Origin of the sequence: Nocardiopsis exhalans (assembly GCF_024134545.1) — a bacterium.
In the GTDB taxonomy this organism is placed as follows: Bacteria; Actinomycetota; Actinomycetes; order Streptosporangiales; family Streptosporangiaceae; genus Nocardiopsis; species Nocardiopsis exhalans.
Genome location: NZ_CP099837.1, coordinates 2912529 through 2931364, shown reverse-complemented (window position 1 = coordinate 2931364; position 18836 = coordinate 2912529). Strand labels below are relative to the sequence as shown.

General features: G+C 70.3%; 15 protein-coding genes. 9 read left to right on the top strand and 6 right to left on the bottom strand.

Going from position 1 to position 18836, the window contains the following annotated elements; genetic code table 11:
• Positions 1-15 precede the first annotated feature (15 nt).
• From NE857_RS13060 to NE857_RS34480, 3 genes are read left to right on the top strand one after another with little or no spacing between them, the layout of a single operon-like run.
• On the top strand, positions 16-1053 hold the full coding sequence (locus NE857_RS13060; protein ID WP_184361827.1) for an ABC transporter permease: 1038 nt from the start codon (positions 16-18) through the stop codon (positions 1051-1053).
• Complete coding sequence (locus tag NE857_RS34485) at positions 1053-2267, top strand: ABC transporter ATP-binding protein (RefSeq protein WP_254421225.1); 1215 nt, start codon at positions 1053-1055, stop codon at positions 2265-2267. Before NE857_RS13060 ends, NE857_RS34485 begins: the two co-directional genes overlap by 1 nt.
• On the top strand, positions 2264-3277 hold the full coding sequence (locus NE857_RS34480) for an ABC transporter ATP-binding protein (RefSeq protein WP_184361824.1): 1014 nt from the start codon (positions 2264-2266) through the stop codon (positions 3275-3277). The genes NE857_RS34485 and NE857_RS34480 overlap by 4 nt, the downstream gene beginning before the upstream one ends.
• Positions 3278-3377: 100 nt before the next feature.
• On the opposite strand, the gene NE857_RS13045 is transcribed toward NE857_RS34480, so the two are convergent.
• The 4 genes from NE857_RS13045 to NE857_RS13030 all read right to left on the bottom strand — a co-directional run bounded on the left by NE857_RS13045 (position 3378) and on the right by NE857_RS13030 (position 9816).
• Positions 3378-4352, bottom strand: a complete 975-nt coding sequence (locus NE857_RS13045; protein ID WP_254421224.1) for a hypothetical protein — start codon at positions 4350-4352, stop codon at positions 3378-3380.
• Between the two features lie 264 nt (positions 4353-4616).
• On the bottom strand, positions 4617-5846 hold the full coding sequence (locus tag NE857_RS13040) for an acyl-CoA dehydrogenase family protein (protein ID WP_254421223.1): 1230 nt from the start codon (positions 5844-5846) through the stop codon (positions 4617-4619).
• A 102-nt stretch (positions 5847-5948) separates the two neighbouring features.
• Positions 5949-6908: a helix-turn-helix domain-containing protein gene (locus NE857_RS13035; RefSeq protein WP_254421222.1), complete on the bottom strand. Its 960-nt coding sequence runs from the start codon at positions 6906-6908 to the stop codon at positions 5949-5951.
• A 283-nt stretch (positions 6909-7191) separates the two neighbouring features.
• A complete protein-coding gene (locus NE857_RS13030; RefSeq protein WP_254421221.1) occupies positions 7192-9816 on the bottom strand; it encodes a S8 family serine peptidase in 2625 nt (874 codons plus the stop codon).
• Between the two features lie 223 nt (positions 9817-10039).
• On the opposite strand from NE857_RS13030, the gene NE857_RS13025 reads away from it, so the two are divergent.
• The 3 genes from NE857_RS13025 (at position 10040) to NE857_RS13015 (ending at position 12563) form a co-directional block, all read left to right on the top strand.
• A complete protein-coding gene (locus NE857_RS13025; RefSeq protein ID WP_254421220.1) occupies positions 10040-10681 on the top strand; it encodes a TetR/AcrR family transcriptional regulator in 642 nt (213 codons plus the stop codon).
• 61 nt (positions 10682-10742) lie between these two features.
• Complete coding sequence (locus NE857_RS13020; RefSeq protein WP_254421219.1) at positions 10743-11903, top strand: alpha-hydroxy-acid oxidizing protein; 1161 nt, start codon at positions 10743-10745, stop codon at positions 11901-11903.
• Positions 11904-12002: 99 nt separating this feature from the next.
• A complete protein-coding gene (locus tag NE857_RS13015; protein ID WP_254421218.1) occupies positions 12003-12563 on the top strand; it encodes a hypothetical protein in 561 nt (186 codons plus the stop codon).
• Positions 12564-12672: 109 nt separating this feature from the next.
• Here NE857_RS13015 and NE857_RS13010 read toward each other — a convergent pair whose 3' ends face one another.
• The gene (locus NE857_RS13010) at positions 12673-14127 is read right to left on the bottom strand and encodes a helix-turn-helix domain-containing protein (protein WP_026116919.1); all 1455 of its coding nucleotides are present in this window, start codon (positions 14125-14127) and stop codon (positions 12673-12675) included.
• Between the two features lie 217 nt (positions 14128-14344).
• On the opposite strand from NE857_RS13010, the gene aceA reads away from it, so the two are divergent.
• The 3 genes from aceA (at position 14345) to NE857_RS12995 (ending at position 17347) form a co-directional block, all read left to right on the top strand.
• The gene (gene aceA, locus NE857_RS13005) at positions 14345-15643 is read left to right on the top strand and encodes an isocitrate lyase (protein WP_017582961.1); all 1299 of its coding nucleotides are present in this window, start codon (positions 14345-14347) and stop codon (positions 15641-15643) included.
• A gap of 532 nt (positions 15644-16175) precedes the next feature.
• Positions 16176-16385: a hypothetical protein gene (locus NE857_RS13000; protein ID WP_254421217.1), complete on the top strand. Its 210-nt coding sequence runs from the start codon at positions 16176-16178 to the stop codon at positions 16383-16385.
• Between the two features lie 95 nt (positions 16386-16480).
• Positions 16481-17347 carry a CPBP family intramembrane glutamic endopeptidase gene (locus NE857_RS12995; RefSeq protein WP_254421216.1) on the top strand — a complete coding sequence of 289 codons (867 nt, stop codon included), beginning with the start codon at positions 16481-16483 and terminating at the stop codon, positions 17345-17347.
• Positions 17348-17411: 64 nt separating this feature from the next.
• On the opposite strand, the gene NE857_RS12990 is transcribed toward NE857_RS12995, so the two are convergent.
• Entirely contained in the window at positions 17412-18680 is a 1269-nt protein-coding gene (locus NE857_RS12990) for a CynX/NimT family MFS transporter (RefSeq protein ID WP_254421215.1), read from the bottom strand.
• Positions 18681-18836 lie beyond the last annotated feature (156 nt).

The window sequence follows — 18836 nt, the reverse complement described above, 5'->3', positions numbered from 1 at the left end:
GGAGGGAGAATCACCATGAGCTCAAACGAGAACACTCCGTCCGGGGCGACCGGCCCCGAACACGAGAACGATCCGAACCGGATCGGGACCGCTGATCCCGCGGCCTCCGACGCGGCCCAGGGCATGAACATCGCCGCCCGCACCCAGTGGCAGCTGGTCCGGGCCCGCTTCTTCCGACACCGGGCCGCCCTGGTCGGCATGTTCCTGCTGATCAGCGTCATCCTGCTGGCCTTCACCTCGATCGGCTACGGCCCCGTCCCGGGCTGGTGGGACAAGTCGCCCACCGCGACCGGGCCGCTCAGCGACGGCGGCAACCCCACCCTCAGCCTGGTCCCGCAGTTCCTCGGCGGCTCCGGCCTGGCCCTGGGCGAACACCCCTTCGGCCAGGACAACGTCGGCAAGGACTACTTCGCGCTGACCATGCAGGGCACCCAGGTGTCCCTGATCATCGCCTTCGTGGTGGGGATCGTGGCCACCGTCGTGGGTACGGTGCTCGGCGCCTGCGCGGGGTACTTCCGCGGCTGGACCGAGAGCGTCCTGATGCGGGTCACCGACGTCCTCATCGCGATCCCGCTGCTGGCCATCGCCGCGGCGGCGGCCAAGATCGCCGGTCAGGCGGGCATCCTCTACCTCGGGATAGTCCTGGGCCTGGTCACCTGGACCCAGACGGCCCGCCTGGTGCGCAGCTCCGTGCTCTCGCTGCGCGAGAAGGAGTTCGTCGAGGCCGCCAGATCCGTGGGCACCTCCTCGGCCCGCATCATCTTCAAGCACATCCTGCCGAACACGGTGGGGGTGATCATCGTCAGCGTCACCCTGGCCATCGCGGCGGCGGTGCTGCTGGAGTCCGCGCTGTCCTTCCTGGGGATGGGGGTGCAACCGCCCGACACCTCGCTGGGACGGCTCATCACCGACTACCGGAGCGCGATGAGCACCCGGCCCTGGCTCTTCTACTGGCCCGGGCTGTTCATCATCCTGATCGCGCTCTCGGTGAACTTCATCGGCGACGGCCTGCGTGACGCCTTCGACCCACGACAGAACAGGGTGCGTGACTGATGACGCAATCCCCCAACATCCCACCGCCCTCGGCCGCGGCGCCGGGGCAGGGCCTCGACGGCGCCGCCGCGGTCACCGCAGCCACCGGCGAGGTGCACACCGCCAGGACCCTCGAGGACACCAAGGGCCCCACCGAGAAGGAGATCCTGCGCGTCGAGAACCTGACCGTGGAGTTCCCCACCGACGACGGTGTGGTCAGGGCCGTGCGCGACGTCTCCTACTCCCTGCGCGAGCGCGAGGTGCTCAGCATCGTCGGGGAGTCGGGTTCGGGCAAGTCGGTCTCGTCCATGGCGCTGCTGGGGCTGCTCCCGCGCAGCGCCCGGGTGAGCGGCAAGGTCCTCTACCGGGGCCAGGACCTGCTGGCCATGCGCCAGAAGGACCTGCGGTCCCTGCGCGGACGCAAGATCTCGATGATCTTCCAGGACCCGATGACCGCCCTGAACCCGGTGCACACCGTCGGGGACCAGTTGGCCGAGGCGGTGCTGGCGCACGAGCTGGTCCCGCCCAAGCACGCACTCGAACGCGCCCGGGAGATGCTCGACCTGGTGGGTATCCCCCAGGCGGGGCAGCGGCTGCGCAGCTATCCGCACGAGTTCTCCGGCGGTATGCGCCAGCGGGTCATGATCGCGATGGCGATCATCAACAACCCCGACGTGATCATCGCCGACGAACCCACCACGGCGCTGGACGTCACCGTGCAGGCACAGATCCTGGAAAAGCTGTTGGAGGTCAAGGACGCGGTCAACTCCGCGATCCTGCTGATCACCCACGACCTGGGCGTGGTCGCGGGGCTGGCCCACCGGGTCCTGGTGATGTACGCGGGCCGGCCGGTGGAGATCGGCGCGACCGACGACGTGTTCTACCGGACCCGGATGCCCTACACCGCCGGGCTGCTCGGGTCGATCCCGTCGATGACCTCCGCGCACGGGGAGCGGCTGCGCCCCATCAAGGGGACCCCGCCCTCGCTGATCAACCTGCCCGAGGGGTGTCCGTTCTCGCCGCGGTGTCCGCTGGCCGACGACACCTGCCGCTCCGCCGAGCCGCCGCTGGCCCCGGCCAACGGCGCGTCCCACGGCGCGGAAGGAACAGAGGTCGTCGAGACCGCGGACGGTGTGCGGATCGGCGAGCACCTGGCCGCTTGTCACCACTGGGAGCGGTTGGCCGCGGCCGAGGACCCCACGGCGTTCTTCCGGAACGGAGGGATCACCCCATGACGACGCCACAGCAAGAGCTGGACCGGCAGACCGACCCCGCGGCCCCGCTGTTGGAGGTCGAGGATCTGGAGGTGCGGTTCCCCGTGCACGGCGCCGGTTTCCTGCGCCGGGTGGTGGGGCACGTGCACGCCGTCAGCGGGGTGTCCCTGCGGCTGTCGGAGCGGGAGACCCTGGGCGTGGTCGGGGAGTCGGGCTGCGGAAAGTCCACCACCGGCCGGGCCATCCTGCAGCTGGTCAAGCCCACCGCGGGTTCGGTGCGTTTCCAGGGCCAGGAACTCACCAAGGCGTCCTCGTCGGCGATGCAGAAGGTGCGGCGGGAGGCGGGCATGGTCTTCCAGGACCCGTACGCCTCGCTCAACCCCAAGCTCCCGGTGAACGACATCATCGCCGAGCCCCTCAAGGTCCACAAGCGCTGGCGCGACGGCGGCCCGGAGCGGGTGGCAGAGCTGTTGCGGCTGGTGGGGCTGAGCCCCGAGCACGGCAACCGGTACCCGCACGAGTTCTCCGGCGGGCAGCGCCAGCGGGTGGGTATCGCCCGGGCGCTGGCGCTGGAGCCGCGCATGCTGGTGCTGGACGAGCCGGTCTCGGCGCTGGACGTGTCGGTCCAGGCGGGGGTGGTCAACCTCCTGGCGGAGCTCCAGGAGCGGTTGGGGCTGTCCTACGTCTTCATCGCGCACGACCTGTCGGTGGTGCGGCACATCTCCGACCGGGTGGCCGTCATGTACCTGGGCCGGGTGATGGAGACCGGTACCCGGGAGGACGTCTACGAGCGGGCGTCGCACCCCTACACCCAGGCCCTGCTGTCGGCCGCGCCGTGGGCGGACCCGCGTCAGGAGCGGTCGCGTGAGCGCATCGTCCTGACCGGTGACGTCCCGAGCCCGGTCAACCCGCCCAGCGGCTGCCGGTTCCGGACGCGGTGCTGGAAGGCGCAGGACCTGTGCGCGCAGGAGGCCCCGCAGCTCGTCGACCGCGGCGCCGGGCATCCGGTGGCCTGCCACTTCCCCGGGTAGGTCCGCCCGGCCCCGGAGACGAAGGAGGGCGGGTGCGCGGGGCTCTCCCCCGCGTACCCGCCCTTCGTCCTGCCGTCCGACCGGCCCCGCTGGTCCCGGCCTACCAGCCGAGGACGGTCCGGGCGGCGGCCAGCTCCGCGTCCAGCTGTTCCCTGCGTTCCTCGAGTTCGGCGCGGTGCTCCTCCACCATGGCCTCCTGGGCCCGGGTCTCGGCGGCGACGAAGGCGTCCAGGTAGCCGGAGGTGTCCGCGCACTCGGCGCTGAGCACGGCGTCCCCGCCCTCACCCATCACCTCGGATGCGCCGCCGGGGCCCACGGTGTACCCGGACAGGCCCGCGCACTCCTTCCACGCCTCGTTGGCGGCCTCCACTGCGGGGTCCTCCATTCCAGCGGAGTAGGACTCGCCGAGCAGGTCGTCGACCCGGCTGTGCAGTCCGGGAGTGTCCGGCATGGGTTCGCCCTCCGTTGCCGACCAGTAGCCGTCCTCGCCCGGAGGCGGGGAATCCGGGTTGATGCCCAGGTTGGCCTGGTGCTTGCAGCCGCCTTCTGGCGCAGGGTCCCCGGAGGGGATCTCGATCTCGCCGCCGGTGTGGGAGAAGCCCGTGTACGCGTCAGCGGCCGCCTCCTCCTGGGAGGCGTCGGCGACCGTCCAGGGGTTGCCGGTGTCGTCGCCCTCCGGGATCCCGAAGCCGTACTCCTCTGCGAGGTCCGTGCTGGCCACGCCGTAGCGGCGGTAGGAGTGGTGCGGGCCGAAGTGGGTCAGCAGCTCCTCGAGGGAGTCCGTCTCCCAGCTGACCGAGGCCTCGAAACCGAGTTCGTCGAGGCAATCCACCGTCAGGACGTCCTGGGCCCGGCGGATGGTCCACTGCTCGTACTCGTCGAGGTTGTAGTCGTACAGCGGGAGGTGCAGCCGCTCGGTGAGTTCGGGGTCGGTGGGCGCGTAGGGGTCCCCGGGCTCCTCGAAGCCCGCGGCCTCCACCTCCGCCGAACCCTGCTCGGTGTCGGGGTCCGCGGCCGGTTCCTCCGCTTGGGCGGTACAGGCGGTGAGGGCGATGGCCAGGGCCGCCGCGTACACGGCTCTTCGGGATCCGGGCAGGGGTGACGAAGGAAGCGGTAACCGCACTGAGCTCTCCATGGGGGGTGGGGGCGGAGGGGCGAGAACACACTGACTGTGCCGGACGAGCGCGGGTGCCGGCGTTCGTGATCCTAGCCCGGCCGGGCCCGCGATCGCTCCGGCCCCTCGGATCCCGCCCCCTGAAACCCGCGGCCCCACCGGCCCGGGGCGGGCACGTCGGAGCCGTCTTCCCCGTCGTGCCCGCCCCGGGCGTGCTCGTGTGCGTTACCGGATCGGCAGGCCGGTGACGGTGCGGCCGATGATGAGCTTCTGGATCTCGCTGGCGCCCTCGAAGATCGTGAAGATGGTGGCGTCGCGGTGCCAGCGCTCCACGGGGTACTCGCGGGTGTAGCCGTTGCCGCCCAGGATGCGCAGGGCGTTCTGGGTGACGAAGGTGGCGGTCTCGGAGGCGTAGAGCTTGCTCATGGAGCCTTCGGCGTTGTCGAAGTCCTTGCCGTTGCGGGCCATCCAGGCGGCGCGCCAGACCAGCAGGCGGGCGGCGTCGATGCGGGTGGCCATGTCGGCGAGCAGGAAGGCCACGCCTTGGTTGTCGCCGATCGGCTTGCCGAACTGCTCGCGCTGGACCGAGTAGTCGCGGGCGTACTCGTAGGCGGCGCGGGCACAGCCCACGGCCATGACGCCCACGCTCGGGCGGGAGGCCTCGAAGGTCTTCATCGCGGCCTGGCCCTTGGAGCGCTTGCCCTCGCGGGCGCGGGCCAGGCGCTCGTCGAGCTTGTCCTTGCCGCCCAGGAGACAGGAGCCCGGGACGCGCACGTCGTCCAGGACGACCTCGGCGGTGTGCGAGGCGCGGATGCCGTGCTTGAGGAACTTCTGGCCCTGGGACAGGCCGGGGGTGTTCGGCGGGATGATGAAGGACGCCTGGCCCCGGGAGCCGAACTCGGGCTCCACGCTGGCCACCACCACGTGTACGTCGGCGATACCGCCGTTGGTGGCCCAGGTCTTGACGCCGTTGATGACCCACTCGTCCTTGGCCTGGTCGTAGACGGCGCGGGTCTTGATGGCGGAGACGTCGGAACCGGCGCCCGGCTCGGAGGAGCAGAACGCGCCCAGCTTGATGTCGTCGGCGCTGCCGAACATCTGCGGTACCCACTCGAAGAGCTGTTCCTGGGTGCCGTTGGAGGCGACGGAGACGGCGGCCAGGCCGGTGCCGGTGATGGCCAGGGCGATGCCCGGGTCACCCCAGTAGAGCTCCTCGAAGGCGACGGGGATGCCGAGACCGGTGGGCTCCAGCCACTGGTTGGCGAAGAAGTCGAGCGAGTAGAGCCCGATCTTGGCGGCCTCCTGGATGATCGGCCAGGGGGTCTCCTCCCGCTCGTCCCACTCGGCGGCGGCGGGGCGGATGACGTCGGCGGCGAACCCGTGGGCCCAGTCCCGGACGTCGCGAACATCCTCGCTCAGTTCCAGGCTGAAGGCGGGCGCGGTGGCCTCACTCATGCGCTTACATCCTTTGTTGGACCCTCCGGGGGGAGGGAAGATCGACAAGTGTTACCCATGGTAACAGTCGACCTGGTCAGCGACAATCACCCCCCGGAAGGCTCACAGCCACCCGCGTTTGGTGGCCCTCCAGACCAGCTGCAACCGGGTCCGCGCACCCACCAGGTCGGCCAGTCCGCCGACCCTGCGCTGCACGGTCCGCTCGCTGACCCCCAGCTGTTTGGCCATCGAGGCGTCCGTACCACCCGCGAGCATGAGCGACAGCAGCCTGCGCTCGTCCTCGTCCGGCCCCTCCCCCTCTCCGCCGGCGGCCGGATAGGGCACCGCGGAGCGCCAGACCGTCTCGAACACCCACACCAGCGCGTCGAACAGCCCGCTCTCGCGGACGATGATCGCCGAGGGCTCCTCCACCGGATCGGTCACCGTCGGCAGGAACGCCACCCGGTCGTCCACGACGGTGAGCTTCATGGGGATGCCGTCACAGATACGAATCTGCTCGCCCATCCCCCGCCAGGTCTCCAACCGCACCGGCCGTTCCCCGTCCTCCACGAGCGCGCGATCGTAGACCACCCGGTACGGTATGCCCGCCGCCATGGCCTCGGCGGCCACGTGGTTGTCCTCCGAGCTCACCGCCAGCACCGGCCCGGTGACCAGGGAACACACCTCCTTGACTGCCCAGGACTGCACCTCCAGGAAGCGGGCGGCGACCTCCTCCCGGCCGTTGACCACCTCCACCACCGCCTCGGAGTCGTGCAGGACCGCCCGGTTGCGGTACTCCTCCACGATCCGGGCCACCGCGCCCTGGGCCCGCTGCAACCGGGTCTGGTGCCGAAGCAGCAGGGCACCCAGGGACACGTCCGGCGGGACCACCCGCAGCCCCCGACCGGCGTCCCGGCGGACCAGCCCCCGCTCCTCCAGCAGCGCCAGCGCCCCCGCCGCCTCCTCGGAACCGATACCGAGCCGTTCGGCCAGTTCGACCCGGCTCCGGGCGGGCGTACGCAGCAGGGACAGGTACGCCTCCTCCTCGACCGGGCCCAGACCCACCGCTTCCAGCAACGCCACCACGCGCCCTCTCCGTGTGGAACCACCGTGCGCGAACGGATTCCCCGTTTCGCGCACGCGCCCGCGAACTCCCCGGACCGCAGGGATCTACCCGCTCGCCCCGGTTCCCAACGGGCCCGACCGTCACACGGTCCGGCACACCGCCGCCGAGCACACTCCGAACACACAGCGCACGCTCCCGAAAACAGGAAAGGCCCCCGCCCCGGTGAAGGTCAGGGGCGGAGGCGGGGGTTTCCCGGCACCGTGGGAAGCGGTGAGGCTCCCCGGGGACGGCTGGGGGAAACTACGGGGCTGCGGTCAGTTCGGCCTCCAAGCGGTACGGGTTCTCCGCTGCCGGTGAGCTGCGGGCGGTCTCCACCACCAGGTGCCAGATCCCGGGCACCGGATTCGTGTAGGTGCGTGAGAGCGGATCGCAGGGGTCACCGTCGATGTTGGTGTAGCACTGACCCGTCGTGGACTCCCCCAGCGGGCCGAGAGGGCTGAACGCCCTCCAGCGGACACGGCTGTCGTCGGCGACCCCGGACAGGTCCACGGTCATCGCGGCGGTGCCCGCGGGCACGGCCACGAAAACATCCTCGGTCACGGCCCGGCCCAGCGAGCCCTCCGTGGTGACAGCGCCCTCCTCGGCGGTGACCGCGGTCAGCATCACGGCCTGCTCCAGGGCCCGGGTGCGCGGGTTGTCCACCTTCAGGACCGCGTTGTGCACGCCCGCCGCCTCCGGCGAGGCCTTGACGGTCACGATGACCTCCTCGCCCTTGGGCAGGTCCACGTGGCGGGGCGCGGAGAAGGTGCCCTCGTCGTCACCCTCGATCTTCAGGCGGTACACCTGGGTGCCCTCGACGCCGCTCGTGCGGGTCAGGGAGATCTCGTACTCCTCGGTCTCCCCCGCCGCGATACCGCCCTCCCCGGGCAGGCAGCGGATGTACAGGCCGGTCCCGAAACCGGGCTCGGCCAGGAGGTCGGACTGCTCGGTGCAGACCGGGGCCCTGGCGTCGACCGCGTCCACGGACGCGCCCTGGTTCAGCAGGGTCCAGGCGGCCGGTACGTCCATCTGACCGTGTCCCTGTTCGGCCGCGTCCCACCCGGGGTGGAACTCGGCACTGGTACGCAGGGCGGCGCGCAGATCCCCGGGGGGAACGTCCACTCCCTCCTGTCCGGCCTTGGACAGCAGCAGCGCGGCACCGCCCGCGGCCTGCGGGGAGGACATCGACGTGCCGTTGAGCATGCCGTAGCCGGGCGGCAGGTCGTACCCGGCCTCGGGGACGGGGTTGCCGGGCATAAAGGTCGGCAGGGTGCTGACCGCCGCGCCGGGCGCGGTGATCTGCGGCTTGAACCCGCCGTCCTCGCGCGGGCCGCGGGAGGAGAAGCCGAACACGCCGTGGTCGTAGTCGACCTCGGCTCCGTAGTTGGCCAGCCAGGTCTCCCCGGAGACCGCGGCGCCGACGCTGATGACGTCGGTGGCATCCGAGGGAGACCCCTGGGTGCTCAGGCCCGCGCCGGAGTTGCCGGCGGAGATGAACATCTGCACGCCGGTCTCCTCGATGAGCCGGTCGTAGAGCAGCGCACGCGCGCTCTGGCCGTCGTTGAGCGAGGGCGTACCGCCGATGGACATGTTGATCACGTCCACGTCGAACTCGGTGGCCAGGTCGACCATGCCGTCGGTCAGCGCGGCCGAGGAGCAGCCCATGTCGTGGCAGGCGCGGCTGGAGACGACCTCGGCGCCGGGAGCGACGCCGTTCATCGCCCCCTCGAACAGTCCATGACCGGCGGCGATACCCGCCACATGGGTACCGTGGCCATTGGTGTCCAGGCCGATGTGCACCATCCCGTCGAGGGTGTCCATCCCGGTGGCGACGAACCCGTGCGCCTCGTTGATCGGGGTCTCGGGGTCGTCCTCGCCGAAGTACCGGACGTCCCGGTCCCCGGCGAAGTCCCCGATGGGCGTCTCGTCGGTGAGGTCGCGGTCCTGGTTCAGGTCGACCAGGACCGTGCCGTCCTCGGGATCGAAGAGCACGCCCCAGGAGTCGTCGTCGGATCCGGCCACGGCGTAGGTGAAGCGGCCGAACCGCCAGTCGCCCTCGGGGGCGGTCCACTCGGTCCCGCTGTGTTCGAACGTCGGCCCGCTGACGTCGCTCATCAGCACGAAGCTGGGGTCGAAGAGCAGGTCGATGAGGTTGGTGGGGTCGGTGGCGTTGACCCAGTCGACGAGCTTGTCGTCACCGGTGGTCGTCGTCGCCAGCGCCGGGTGGGTGGGGTCGACCCCGGTGTCGAGGACACCGATGCGCACGCCCCGGCCGTCGGCGTCGGAGTGCTGCTCGCGGAAGTCGACGGCGCCGATCTCGCCGCTCGGCATATAGGGGTTGGCGTCGGGGGTGTCCGGGCCCGGAGCGGGCTGGGCGGCCGTGGCGGGGGCCTGCCCCACGGCACTCGCGGCCTGCGCGTCGATCGGCGCGACCTCCGGCAGCGGCAGGAGTTCGTCGACGTCGATGGCGGTGACGGCGTCGACCCGCTCGACCCGCTCGACGTCGTCGAAGGCCACGTTGACTCTGAGGTAGCCGATCTCCTCGTGCTCGGAGGTGATGTCCGCGAAGCCCTCCAGGGCCTGGCGCGCCTCGGCGGTGCTCCCCTCCGAGGTGGCCACGATCAGCGTCACGAAGTCGATGACCGGGGGTTCGACCCCCTCGTCGGGGAGGTCCTCGGGGCCGGGGGCGGAGAAGGTGCGGGCGCCGGAGGCGTTCTGGGCGGCCTCGTCGGCGGTGCGGCCCTCGAAGAGCTCCTGGTACTCGGCCAGCAGAGCGCGGTGGTGGTCGCCGATCTTGTCGGCGGTGTCCGCGGCCGCCGCGGGGGCTCCGGCGACCAGGCCGCCGGTGATCATCAGGGCGGCGGAGGCCGCGGCGGCGCCGCGCACGGCCGCCCTCCGGGAACGGGGGGACGCGGTACCCGCGGAGCCCTCGGCAGGGGGAAGGGGGGAGGGAAGTCTCAATTCACACCCGATTCGTGTGGCATGGGGGGATTTCGGTAACGCCACGGTGTCAGGGAGTGAGCTCGGGTGACAGGGCCGCCGAGTGACGGGATGGCGCCATGTCGGGAACCCGACACGGGCCCGCGGAGTGCTCCTCTAGCGTGGGCGCATGAGTGAACCACGCGTCGAACTGGTCCGGCCCTGGCGGGGGATGTCGCCGCACGAGCGGCAGGAGGCCCGCAGACGACGACTGCTCGACGCCGGGCTGGAGGTCTTCGGCACCGACGGGTTCCGGGCCGCGACGGTCAGCCGGATCTGCCGGGAGGCCGGGCTGACCAACCGGTACTTCTACGAGCACTTCGCCGACCGCGAGGCCTGCCTGCGCGCGGTCTACGACGGTTTGGTCACCGAGGCGCAGCGGCGGCTGGCCGAGGCGATCCGCTCCCCCGAGGCGGAGCTGGAGGAGCGGGTGAGCGCCGCCGTGGACGCGTATGTGGACTTCTCGCTGGAGGATCCGCGGCGGCCGCGGGTGATCGCGGTGGAGAGCGTGGGGGTCAGCCCTTCGATGGAGGAGCGGCGCCGCGCGGTGCGGCACGGGATCGCGGCCCTGTTCACCGCCGAGTACGAGCGCGACGTGCGGGCGGGTGCGGCGGTGGACCGGCCCTTCGGCAAGCAGGCGCTGGCCCTGGTGGGCGCCGCCAACGAGCTGGTCGTCGACTGGGTACTGGGCGACCGCTCGCGAACGCCGCAGGAGTTGTCGGCGGACATCGCCGGTGTGTTCGTGCCGGTGCTGCGCTCGCGCAGATCTTGACACGCTCATGTGTCAACTCAGATGATGCGGGTCACACCCACCCCCTCATCCGGAGGCGTCCATGGCTTCGCGTTACGGCGACTACCAGCTGGAGATCTACCTCAACGGCCTCGCCGGCGTCGTCCCCTCCCACCCCATGACCTTCGCCGAGCTGGAACGGCGGGCCGCCGATTCCCTGCCGCCGTGGATCTGGTCCTACGTCGCGGGCGGAGCGGGCGACGAGCACACCCAGAACGCCAACGCCACCGCCTTCCGGCGCTGGGGCCTGTACCCCCGCATGTTCGTGGGCGCCGCCGAACGCGACACCGGCGTCGACCTGTGCGGCGTTCAACTGCCCTCGCCGCTGATGATGGCTCCGGTCGGGGTGGTGGGCCTGTGTTCGCAGGACCGGCACGGCGACCTGGCCACAGCCGAGGCGGCGGCGCGGACCGGCGTGCCGATGATCGCCTCCACCCTGTCCCAGGACCCCATGGAGGAGGTCGCCGCGCGGTTCGGCGACACCCCCGGTTTCTTCCAGCTGTACACACCCACCGACCGCGAGCTCGCGGCCAGCCTGGTCCGGCGCGCCGAGGCGGCCGGATTCAAGGGGATCGTGATCACCCTGGACACCTGGGTCACCGGCTGGCGGCCGCGCGACCTGGCCACCGCGAACTTCCCCCAGCTGCGCGGCCACTGCCTGGCCAACTACACCTGTGACCCCGTCTTCCAGGAACGTGTGGGTAAGGACGCCTCCCCCGAGGCCGTGGTGGCGCACTGGGCCGGGATCTTCGGAAACCCGCTGACGTGGGACGATCTCCCGTGGTTGCGTTCGCTGACGGACCTGCCGCTGATCGTCAAGGGCGTCTGCCACGCCGACGACGCCCGCCGCGCCGCAGACGGGGGCGTGGACGGCATCTACGTGTCCAACCACGGCGGCCGCCAGGCCAACGGCGGGATCCCGGCCCTGGAGTGCCTGCCGGACGTGGCCGCCGCCACCGACCTGCCGATCATCTTCGACTCGGGGGTGCGGTCGGGTTCGGACGCGGTCAAGGCCCTGGCGCTGGGTGCGACGACGGTCGCGATCGGCCGCCCCTACGTCTACGGGCTGGCCCTGGGCGGGGTGGAGGGGCTCGTGCACGTCCTGCGGACGATGCTGGCCGAAGCCGACCTGCTGATGGCGGTGGACGGCTACCCGTCGCTGGCCGACCTCACCCCGGCGGCGCTCAAGGACCTGCGGGCCTGAGCCCCCGCGCAGCCGCCCCCGGATCCGTGAACCGATCCGCGTCCCGGTCTCCGGTGTGTCCTCGGGGCCGGGGCGGCCGGTGGGGCTAGCGTTGGCGGGGTGGAAGTGTTCACCCTGGTGTTCTCCCTGGTCGCGGCGACCGCGGGCATCGTCCTGTGGCGGTTGGAATGGCTGAAGAGCTCGCAACAGGTCTGGCGGGTGCGCCGCCACCTGGTCCCGCCGGTGCCGGTCAGCGACACCGGCCCGGCCCAGCCCGGGCGGGTGGACGTGCGGGTGCACCCCGAGGGCCGCGAAGCCGTGTACAGCGTGGTGTGCACGCTGCGGGGCGCGTCGGTGGCGGGCGGGCGACGGCCCAGAGCCCGTCGGAACCGGTGCACCCCGGACTCCGAACCGCTGCACCTGGCGCTCGTCCTGCCCCAGCCCGATCCGGCCGACCTGTGGGTGGAGGTCACCTGGGTGACGTTCCGGCCGAGCCTGCACCACGGCGAGCGGATCAACGTGCACACCGGCGAGTTCCTGCGCTGGCGCTGGTCCTGGTGGTCGCTGCGGTTGGGTCGGCGGCCGGGTGAGGGGTGGAGCAGCGTCCGCCCGTATCGGACCAGGGGCCGCTGGATCCACCACTCGGCGCGGCCGATGGCGCTGATCCCCGACCGGACCTGACGGAGCTCGGGCCGAACCCGGTTCGGACATGACGTAGGGCCGGCGCGCGGGCGCCGGCCCTCAGCGTCATCGAGGTGCGGAAGACCTTCGGGTCACTGCCGTTCGCGGGTCAGTCCCCGCTCTGGTTCTCCAGACTGTGCTTCTCCAGGAACGTGTACACGTCGTGCTCGTCCACGCCGGGGAAGGTCCCGGAGGGCAGGGCGGAGAGCACGTGGGAGTGGGCGCGGGCCGAGGGCCACACGTTCCCCTCCCAGCGGGAGGCCAACTCGGCGGGCGGGCGCACACAGCACTCGCCGTTGGGGCAGTTGGACTTGGTGCGGTTGGTGGTCTCCCGGCCGCGGAACCAGCGGGACTCCTTGTAGGGCACGCCCAGGGTGATCGCGAAGTTGCGCTCCCGGCTGGGGTCCACGTGGGCCACGCACCAGTGGGTGCCGTTGGGCTTGTCCGTGTACTGGTAGTAGATCGAGTACCGGTCCGGCGACTGGAAGACCTGACGGCCCGACCACTGGCGACACATCCGCTGGCCCTCGATCGCGCCGGTGTCGTCGGTGGGGAAGACCAGCCCGTCGTTCTCGTAGGCCTTGTAGATGATGCCGGTCTCGTCGTTGCGGATGAAGTGGCAGACCAGGTCCAGGTGGCGGTGGGCCAGGTTGGTGAACCGGTGCGCGGCCATCTCGTAGGAGACGGAGTAGACGTCGCGCAGGTCCTCCACGGACAGGTCGCGGGCCTTCTTGGCCTCCTGGAGGTAGGTGACCGCGGTGCTCTCGGGGATGAGGACGGCCGCCGCGAAGTAGTTGGCCTCCACCCGCTGGCGCAGGAAGTCGCCGAAGTCCTTGGGCTGGTCGTGGCCGAGGATCACGTGGCCCAGGGTCTGGAGCAGGATCGTGCGCGGGCTGTGCATGCCCAGCGTGGTCTCGCGCTTGAGGTAGATGCGCCGGTTGACGTGGTCGGTCAGGGAGCGCACCGAGCGGGGCAGGTCCTGCACGTATTTCAGAGAGAACCCGTGGTGGGTGGCGATCGCGAGGATCTGCCCCTGGGAGAGGGGACCCGCGGTGTAGTTGACCGCTTCCAGGGTCTCGGTGGCCGCGGACTCGATGTTCTCGAAGTAGTTGCCGCGCTCGCGCATCTGGCGGCGCAGGTCGGCGTTGGCCCGCCGGGCCTCCTCCGGGGTGGCGGTCGGCTTGGCGTGGCGCCGCTTGAGCTCGTCGTACAGGCCCACGATGTGTTCGAGGACGTCGTTGGGCACCCGCTTGCCCACCTTCAGGTGCGGGAGGTTGAGGCCTTGGTAGAGGGAGTCGCGCTGGGCCTCCTCCACCGAGATCTCCAGCTGCGCGCGGCGGCTCGGCGGCTGTTTCGACAGAAGTTCCTCGATGGAGACCCCGAGGGCGGAAGCCAAGGACGTGAGCAAGGAGAGCTTGGGCTCACGTTTTCCGTTCTCCAGCAGGGAGAGCTGCGAGGGCGCCCTCCCCACGCGTTCGCCCAGGTCAGACAGGGTCATCCCGCGCGCCTTGCGGAGATGACGGAGCCGCTGACCAAAGGTGACGAGATCCAGGTCACCTGTCAAAGACGGTATTTCTTCAGCACCAAAGTACGCCATGCGTTCATCTTACGGAAAGAAACGACGATCTTCACCAGATTTTGAGTGGAAAACCCTTGGATCTTGCCTAAGAATCATAGTTACCGGCGGGGAACTTACCGCTCAGGGCTCACCCCCTGGCCCTGGAAGGCCTCCCTCGACCGGTGTGAACACCTTGGGGACTACACGTAAGGCGGGAACGAACATGAGCACCAGCGCTCGACGTCAAGAAGCCAGCGCCGCACTCCAGCGCGACTGGGAGACCAACCCCCGGTGGGCCGGTATCGAGCGGACCTACTCCGCTGACGACGTCGTCAAGCTGCGCGGTTCGGTCACCGAGGAGCACACTCTGGCCCGCCGCGGCGCCGAGCGCCTGTGGGACCTGCTCCACACCGAGGACTACGTCAACAGCCTCGGTGCCCTGACCGGTAACCAGGCGGTGCAGCAGATCCGCGCCGGCCTCAAGGCCATCTACCTCTCCGGGTGGCAGGTCGCGGCCGACGCCAACCTCTCCGGCAGCACCTACCCGGACCAGAGCCTCTACCCGGCCAACTCGGTCCCGGCCGTCGTCCGCCGGATCAACAACGCGCTCCTGCGCGCCGACCAGATCACCTGGTCCGAGGGTGACGACAGCGCCCCCGAGTGGCTGGCCCCGATCGTGGCCGACGCCGAGGCCGGCTTCGGTGGCGTCCTGAACGCCTACGAGCTGATGAAGGGCATGATCGCCTCGGGCGCCGCGGGCGTCCACTGGGAGGACCAGCTCGCCTCCGAGAAGAAGTGCGGTCACCTGGGCGGCAAGGTCCTCATCCCGACCAGCCAGCACGTCAAGACCCTGAACGCCGCCCGCCTCGCCGCGGACGTCGCCGGTGTCCCCTCCCTGGTCATCGCGCGGACCGACGCTCAGGCCGCGACCCTGATCACCAGCGACATCGACGAGCGCGACCAGGCCTTCACCACCGGTGAGCGCACCGCCGAGGGCTTCTACCGCTTCCGCAACGGCGTCGAGGCCTGCGTGGCCCGCGGCCTGGCCTACGCCCCGCACTCCGACCTGCTCTGGATGGAGACCGCGACGCCGGACCTCGAGGTCGCCCGCGACTTCGCCGAGCGCATCAAGGCCGAGTACCCGGACCAGATGCTGGCCTACAACTGCTCGCCCTCCTTCAACTGGAAGCGTCACCTCGACGACGCCACCATCGCGAAGTTCCAGCGCGAGCTGGGCCACATGGGCTACAAGTTCCAGTTCATCACCCTGGCCGGCTTCCACTCGCTCAACCACTCGATGTTCAACCTGGCCAAGGGCTACGCCGAGAACGGCATGACGTCCTACGTCGAGCTCCAGGAGGCCGAGTTCGCGTCTGAGGCCGACGGCTACACCGCCACCCGCCACCAGCGCGAGGTCGGCACCGGCTACTTCGACGCGATCAGCACGACCATCGCTCCCGAGGCCAGCACCACTGCCCTCACCGGCTCCACCGAAGAAGACCAGTTCTCAGCGGCTCACTGACCCTGGTCTTCGTTCCCACAGAGGTCGTCCCACCCCGCTTTCGTGGCTGGGGCGGGGCGGGACGACCTCTCCCCCCTAGCCGTCGGCCATGCGCGGTCCGTGTCACACGCGCATGGCCGACGGCTTCTCCGCGTCCTCTCGGTGCTTTCTCCACTCAAGAGACAGGGCCCGCGCACGATTTGCCCCGTGCGCGGGCTTTTGTATTCGCGTCGCATTACATGGATTAATACACAGACTCCACACTGCCTTAACACGCCGATCGCACGTTGATAAAGGCCTTCCGAGCAACCAGGCGAGCAAGGGTTCCCAGATCACAGGGGTTAAACAGGGTTTACTGGCCGGATTCGGCCAGACACGGACACCCGACCCCCTGTTCACATCAGCAAAACACCAATATGGTGTTTCATGCATGGGTCACAGAACAATAACGCCCGGCTCGCTCCGTCCTTTACCGGACGGGTGCAGCGAGACGGCCTACAGGCGTCCCGTCGGGCGGACCCGTAGCCAACATCCCCGATCACATGGAGTCACTGTGAAGCTCGAGGACATCAGCAAGGAAGCGCTCTCCACCACCCGTCGCGTCCTCGCCGGAGGAGCGATCGCCGCGGTCGCCGTGTTCGGTGTCGCCGCCTGTGAGGACACGGGCGTCGACCCGGGCGTCGAGGACCCGGCCGAGCCGGGCATCGACGACGGCCTCGACGACGGCCTCGACGACGGCATGGACGAAGAGGGCGACGAGTAAACGGGTAACCCGTAGGCCCCGCGGCCGGGGCGGTGGTCGCGTACCACCGCCCCGGCCGTCATCTTTTCGTGAGCGGTTGCACGTAGATTCGACGGGTGACCGACAGAATCCAGCAGAACCCGCGCGAGTCGGACCCCTCCCCCGCCGAAGGCCCCGTCAAAGGCACAGCGGAGGGCACGCGCGCGAAGACCACCACCGTCCCGAACCTTCTCCCCGGCCGCACCCTGCTGCGCTGGGAGATCCTGTGCGTGCTCGCCCTCTCCCTGGGCGCCGCCGCGGTGTCGGCGACCATCTCCTTCCTCGGCGTGCTCACCGCGCCCGAGTCCATGGCCGATCAGACCGCCAGCCTCATCCGGTCCCGCGCGGAGGACCGCCCCTGGCTCGACCTGTCCTTCCAGCTGTACGCGGTGGTCTTCGCGCTCGCCCCGGTCGCGCTGGTGGTCTACCTGCTGCACCGGAGCGGGGAGTCCGCGCGCACCATCGGGTTCGACGCGAAGCGGCCCGGTTTCGACGCCTGGACGGGAGCGGGCCTGGCCGCGTTGATCGGCGCGGGCGGGCTGGTCGTGTACGTGGTCTCCTGGCAGCTGGGCCTGACCCGCACCATCGTGCCGAGCACGCTGGACGGCAACTGGTGGGACACTCCGGTCCTGGTGCTGCAGGCGCTGAAGAACGGTCTCCTGGAGGAGGTGATCGTGGTCGGCTACCTGCTGCACCGGTTGGGGCAGCTGGGGTGGTCGCCGTGGAAGGCGGTGCTGGCCAGTTCGGTGCTGCGCGCCTTCTACCACCTGTACCAGGGCGTGGGGATGTTCTTCGGCAACCTGGTCATGGGAGTGGTGTTCGGCTGGTTCTACATGCGCTACGGCCGGGTGATGCCGCTGGTGGTGGCGCACACGGTGATCGACATCGTGGCGTTCGTGGGCGCGGTGTACCTCATCGGCCGGGTCGACTGGCTGCCCGTCTGAGGCGTCCGGGACGGGTGCCGACCGAGTGCCCCGCCGCCCCGAGGCTTCTGAGGCGCTGGGGCGTTCAGGCGCGGCTGGCGGCCTTCGCGGCGATGGCGTCCTCCAGATAGCGGGGACGGCCGAGCAGGAGCCCCACGACGAGGTTGAGGAGCACCAGCCCCATCACCATGGCCATCGGGGCGTGCCAGCCGTCGCTGAGCTCGTGCAGGAGCCCGAACAGGAACGGTCCGGCCCCGCCGAGCAGGTAGCCCAGGCTCTGGCTGGAGGCGGACATCGCCGCGGTGCCCTCGGCGGTGCGGGTGCGCACCGCGAAGATGGTGAGCGCCATGACGAAGCTGCCCAGGCCGATACCGACGAAGGTGGTCCACAGCCAGGTGCCGTCGAGCGGGGCGATCCACAGGCCGGTGAAGCCGACCAGGTAGGCGGCGACGAAGAGCAGGACGAAGGGCCGCTGGTCGCGCACGCGGACGATGAGCGAGGGCAGGATCAGCGACATCGGGATGCCCAGGGCGGTGAGGTAGGCCAGCATCACCCCGGCGGACTGGGCGTCCAGGCCCTGGTCGCGCAGCATCTGCGCGAACCAGCCGAACATGATGTAGGCGATGGAGGACTGGGTGCCGAAATACAGGACGCCCTGCCAGCCGATCCCGGTGCCCAGCACCTGGCGCACGCTCAGCGCCTCGCGGACGTCGCCGGGAGCGGGTTCGTGGCGCAGGGCCAACAGCCACGGCAGGGCGGCGACCAGACCGAAGAGGGCATAGGAGCCCAGGGCGATCCGCCACTCGCCGGTGGCCTGCTCCAGCGGCACGGTGGCGGCGGCCGCGATCGCGGTCCCCACGGCCAGCCCGGTGGTATAGACCGTGGTCATCAGACCCACGCGGTGGGGGAAGTGCTGCTTCACCAGAGCCGGGAGGATGACATTACCGATCGCGCCACCGGAGAGTGCCACGACGCTCAGAGCAAGGAACAGCCACGGCTCGGAGGCCAGGGCGCGGGCGATCAGGCCGACGGTGAGGGCGGTCAGCGCGTAGACGAGCAGGTGGTGTGAGCCCAGTCGGCGGCTGAGCATGGGGGTGAGCCCGCCGAAGACCGCGAAGCACAGGACCGGCAGGGTGGTGAGCATTCCGGCACCCACCGCGGTCATGCCCAACCCCTGGGTGACCTCGCCCAGAACCGGCCCCACGCTGGTGATCGCGGTGCGCAGGTTCAGCGCCGCCAGGGCGATGGCCACAGCGATGAGGACAAGGGCCCCGCGCGAAGGGACCGCGGCCCGTACGGGCCCGGTCAGGGAGGGGTTCTGCGGGGTTTTCTGTCGCGTGGGGGTTGCGCTCATAGGACTTGACTCACATATTCGTAGGATGACCCTATGTACTTCATGAGGATAACGCATTGCCGTTCAGGGCCTATTCCGGTCCGCAACTGGTCTAAGCTCCGGCCTTAACCGTTCCGTACCTGTGCGCTGGCCCTGTCATCCGGCGACCCGCCCCTA

What these genes read in the sequence shown, in the direction of transcription:
- NE857_RS12990 (WP_254421215.1), bottom strand. Translation starts at nt 18,680, where the DNA reads ATGAGCGCAACCCCCACGCGACAGAAAACCCCGCAGAACCCCTCCCTG.
- NE857_RS13020 (WP_254421219.1), top strand. Translation starts at nt 10,743, where the DNA reads ATGGCTTCGCGTTACGGCGACTACCAGCTGGAGATCTACCTCAACGGC.
- NE857_RS13040 (WP_254421223.1), bottom strand. Translation starts at nt 5,846, where the DNA reads ATGAGTGAGGCCACCGCGCCCGCCTTCAGCCTGGAACTGAGCGAGGAT.
- aceA (WP_017582961.1), top strand. Translation starts at nt 14,345, where the DNA reads ATGAGCACCAGCGCTCGACGTCAAGAAGCCAGCGCCGCACTCCAGCGC.
- NE857_RS34480 (WP_184361824.1), top strand. Translation starts at nt 2,264, where the DNA reads ATGACGACGCCACAGCAAGAGCTGGACCGGCAGACCGACCCCGCGGCC.
- NE857_RS34485 (WP_254421225.1), top strand. Translation starts at nt 1,053, where the DNA reads ATGACGCAATCCCCCAACATCCCACCGCCCTCGGCCGCGGCGCCGGGG.
- NE857_RS13025 (WP_254421220.1), top strand. Translation starts at nt 10,040, where the DNA reads ATGAGTGAACCACGCGTCGAACTGGTCCGGCCCTGGCGGGGGATGTCG.
- NE857_RS13060 (WP_184361827.1), top strand. Translation starts at nt 16, where the DNA reads ATGAGCTCAAACGAGAACACTCCGTCCGGGGCGACCGGCCCCGAACAC.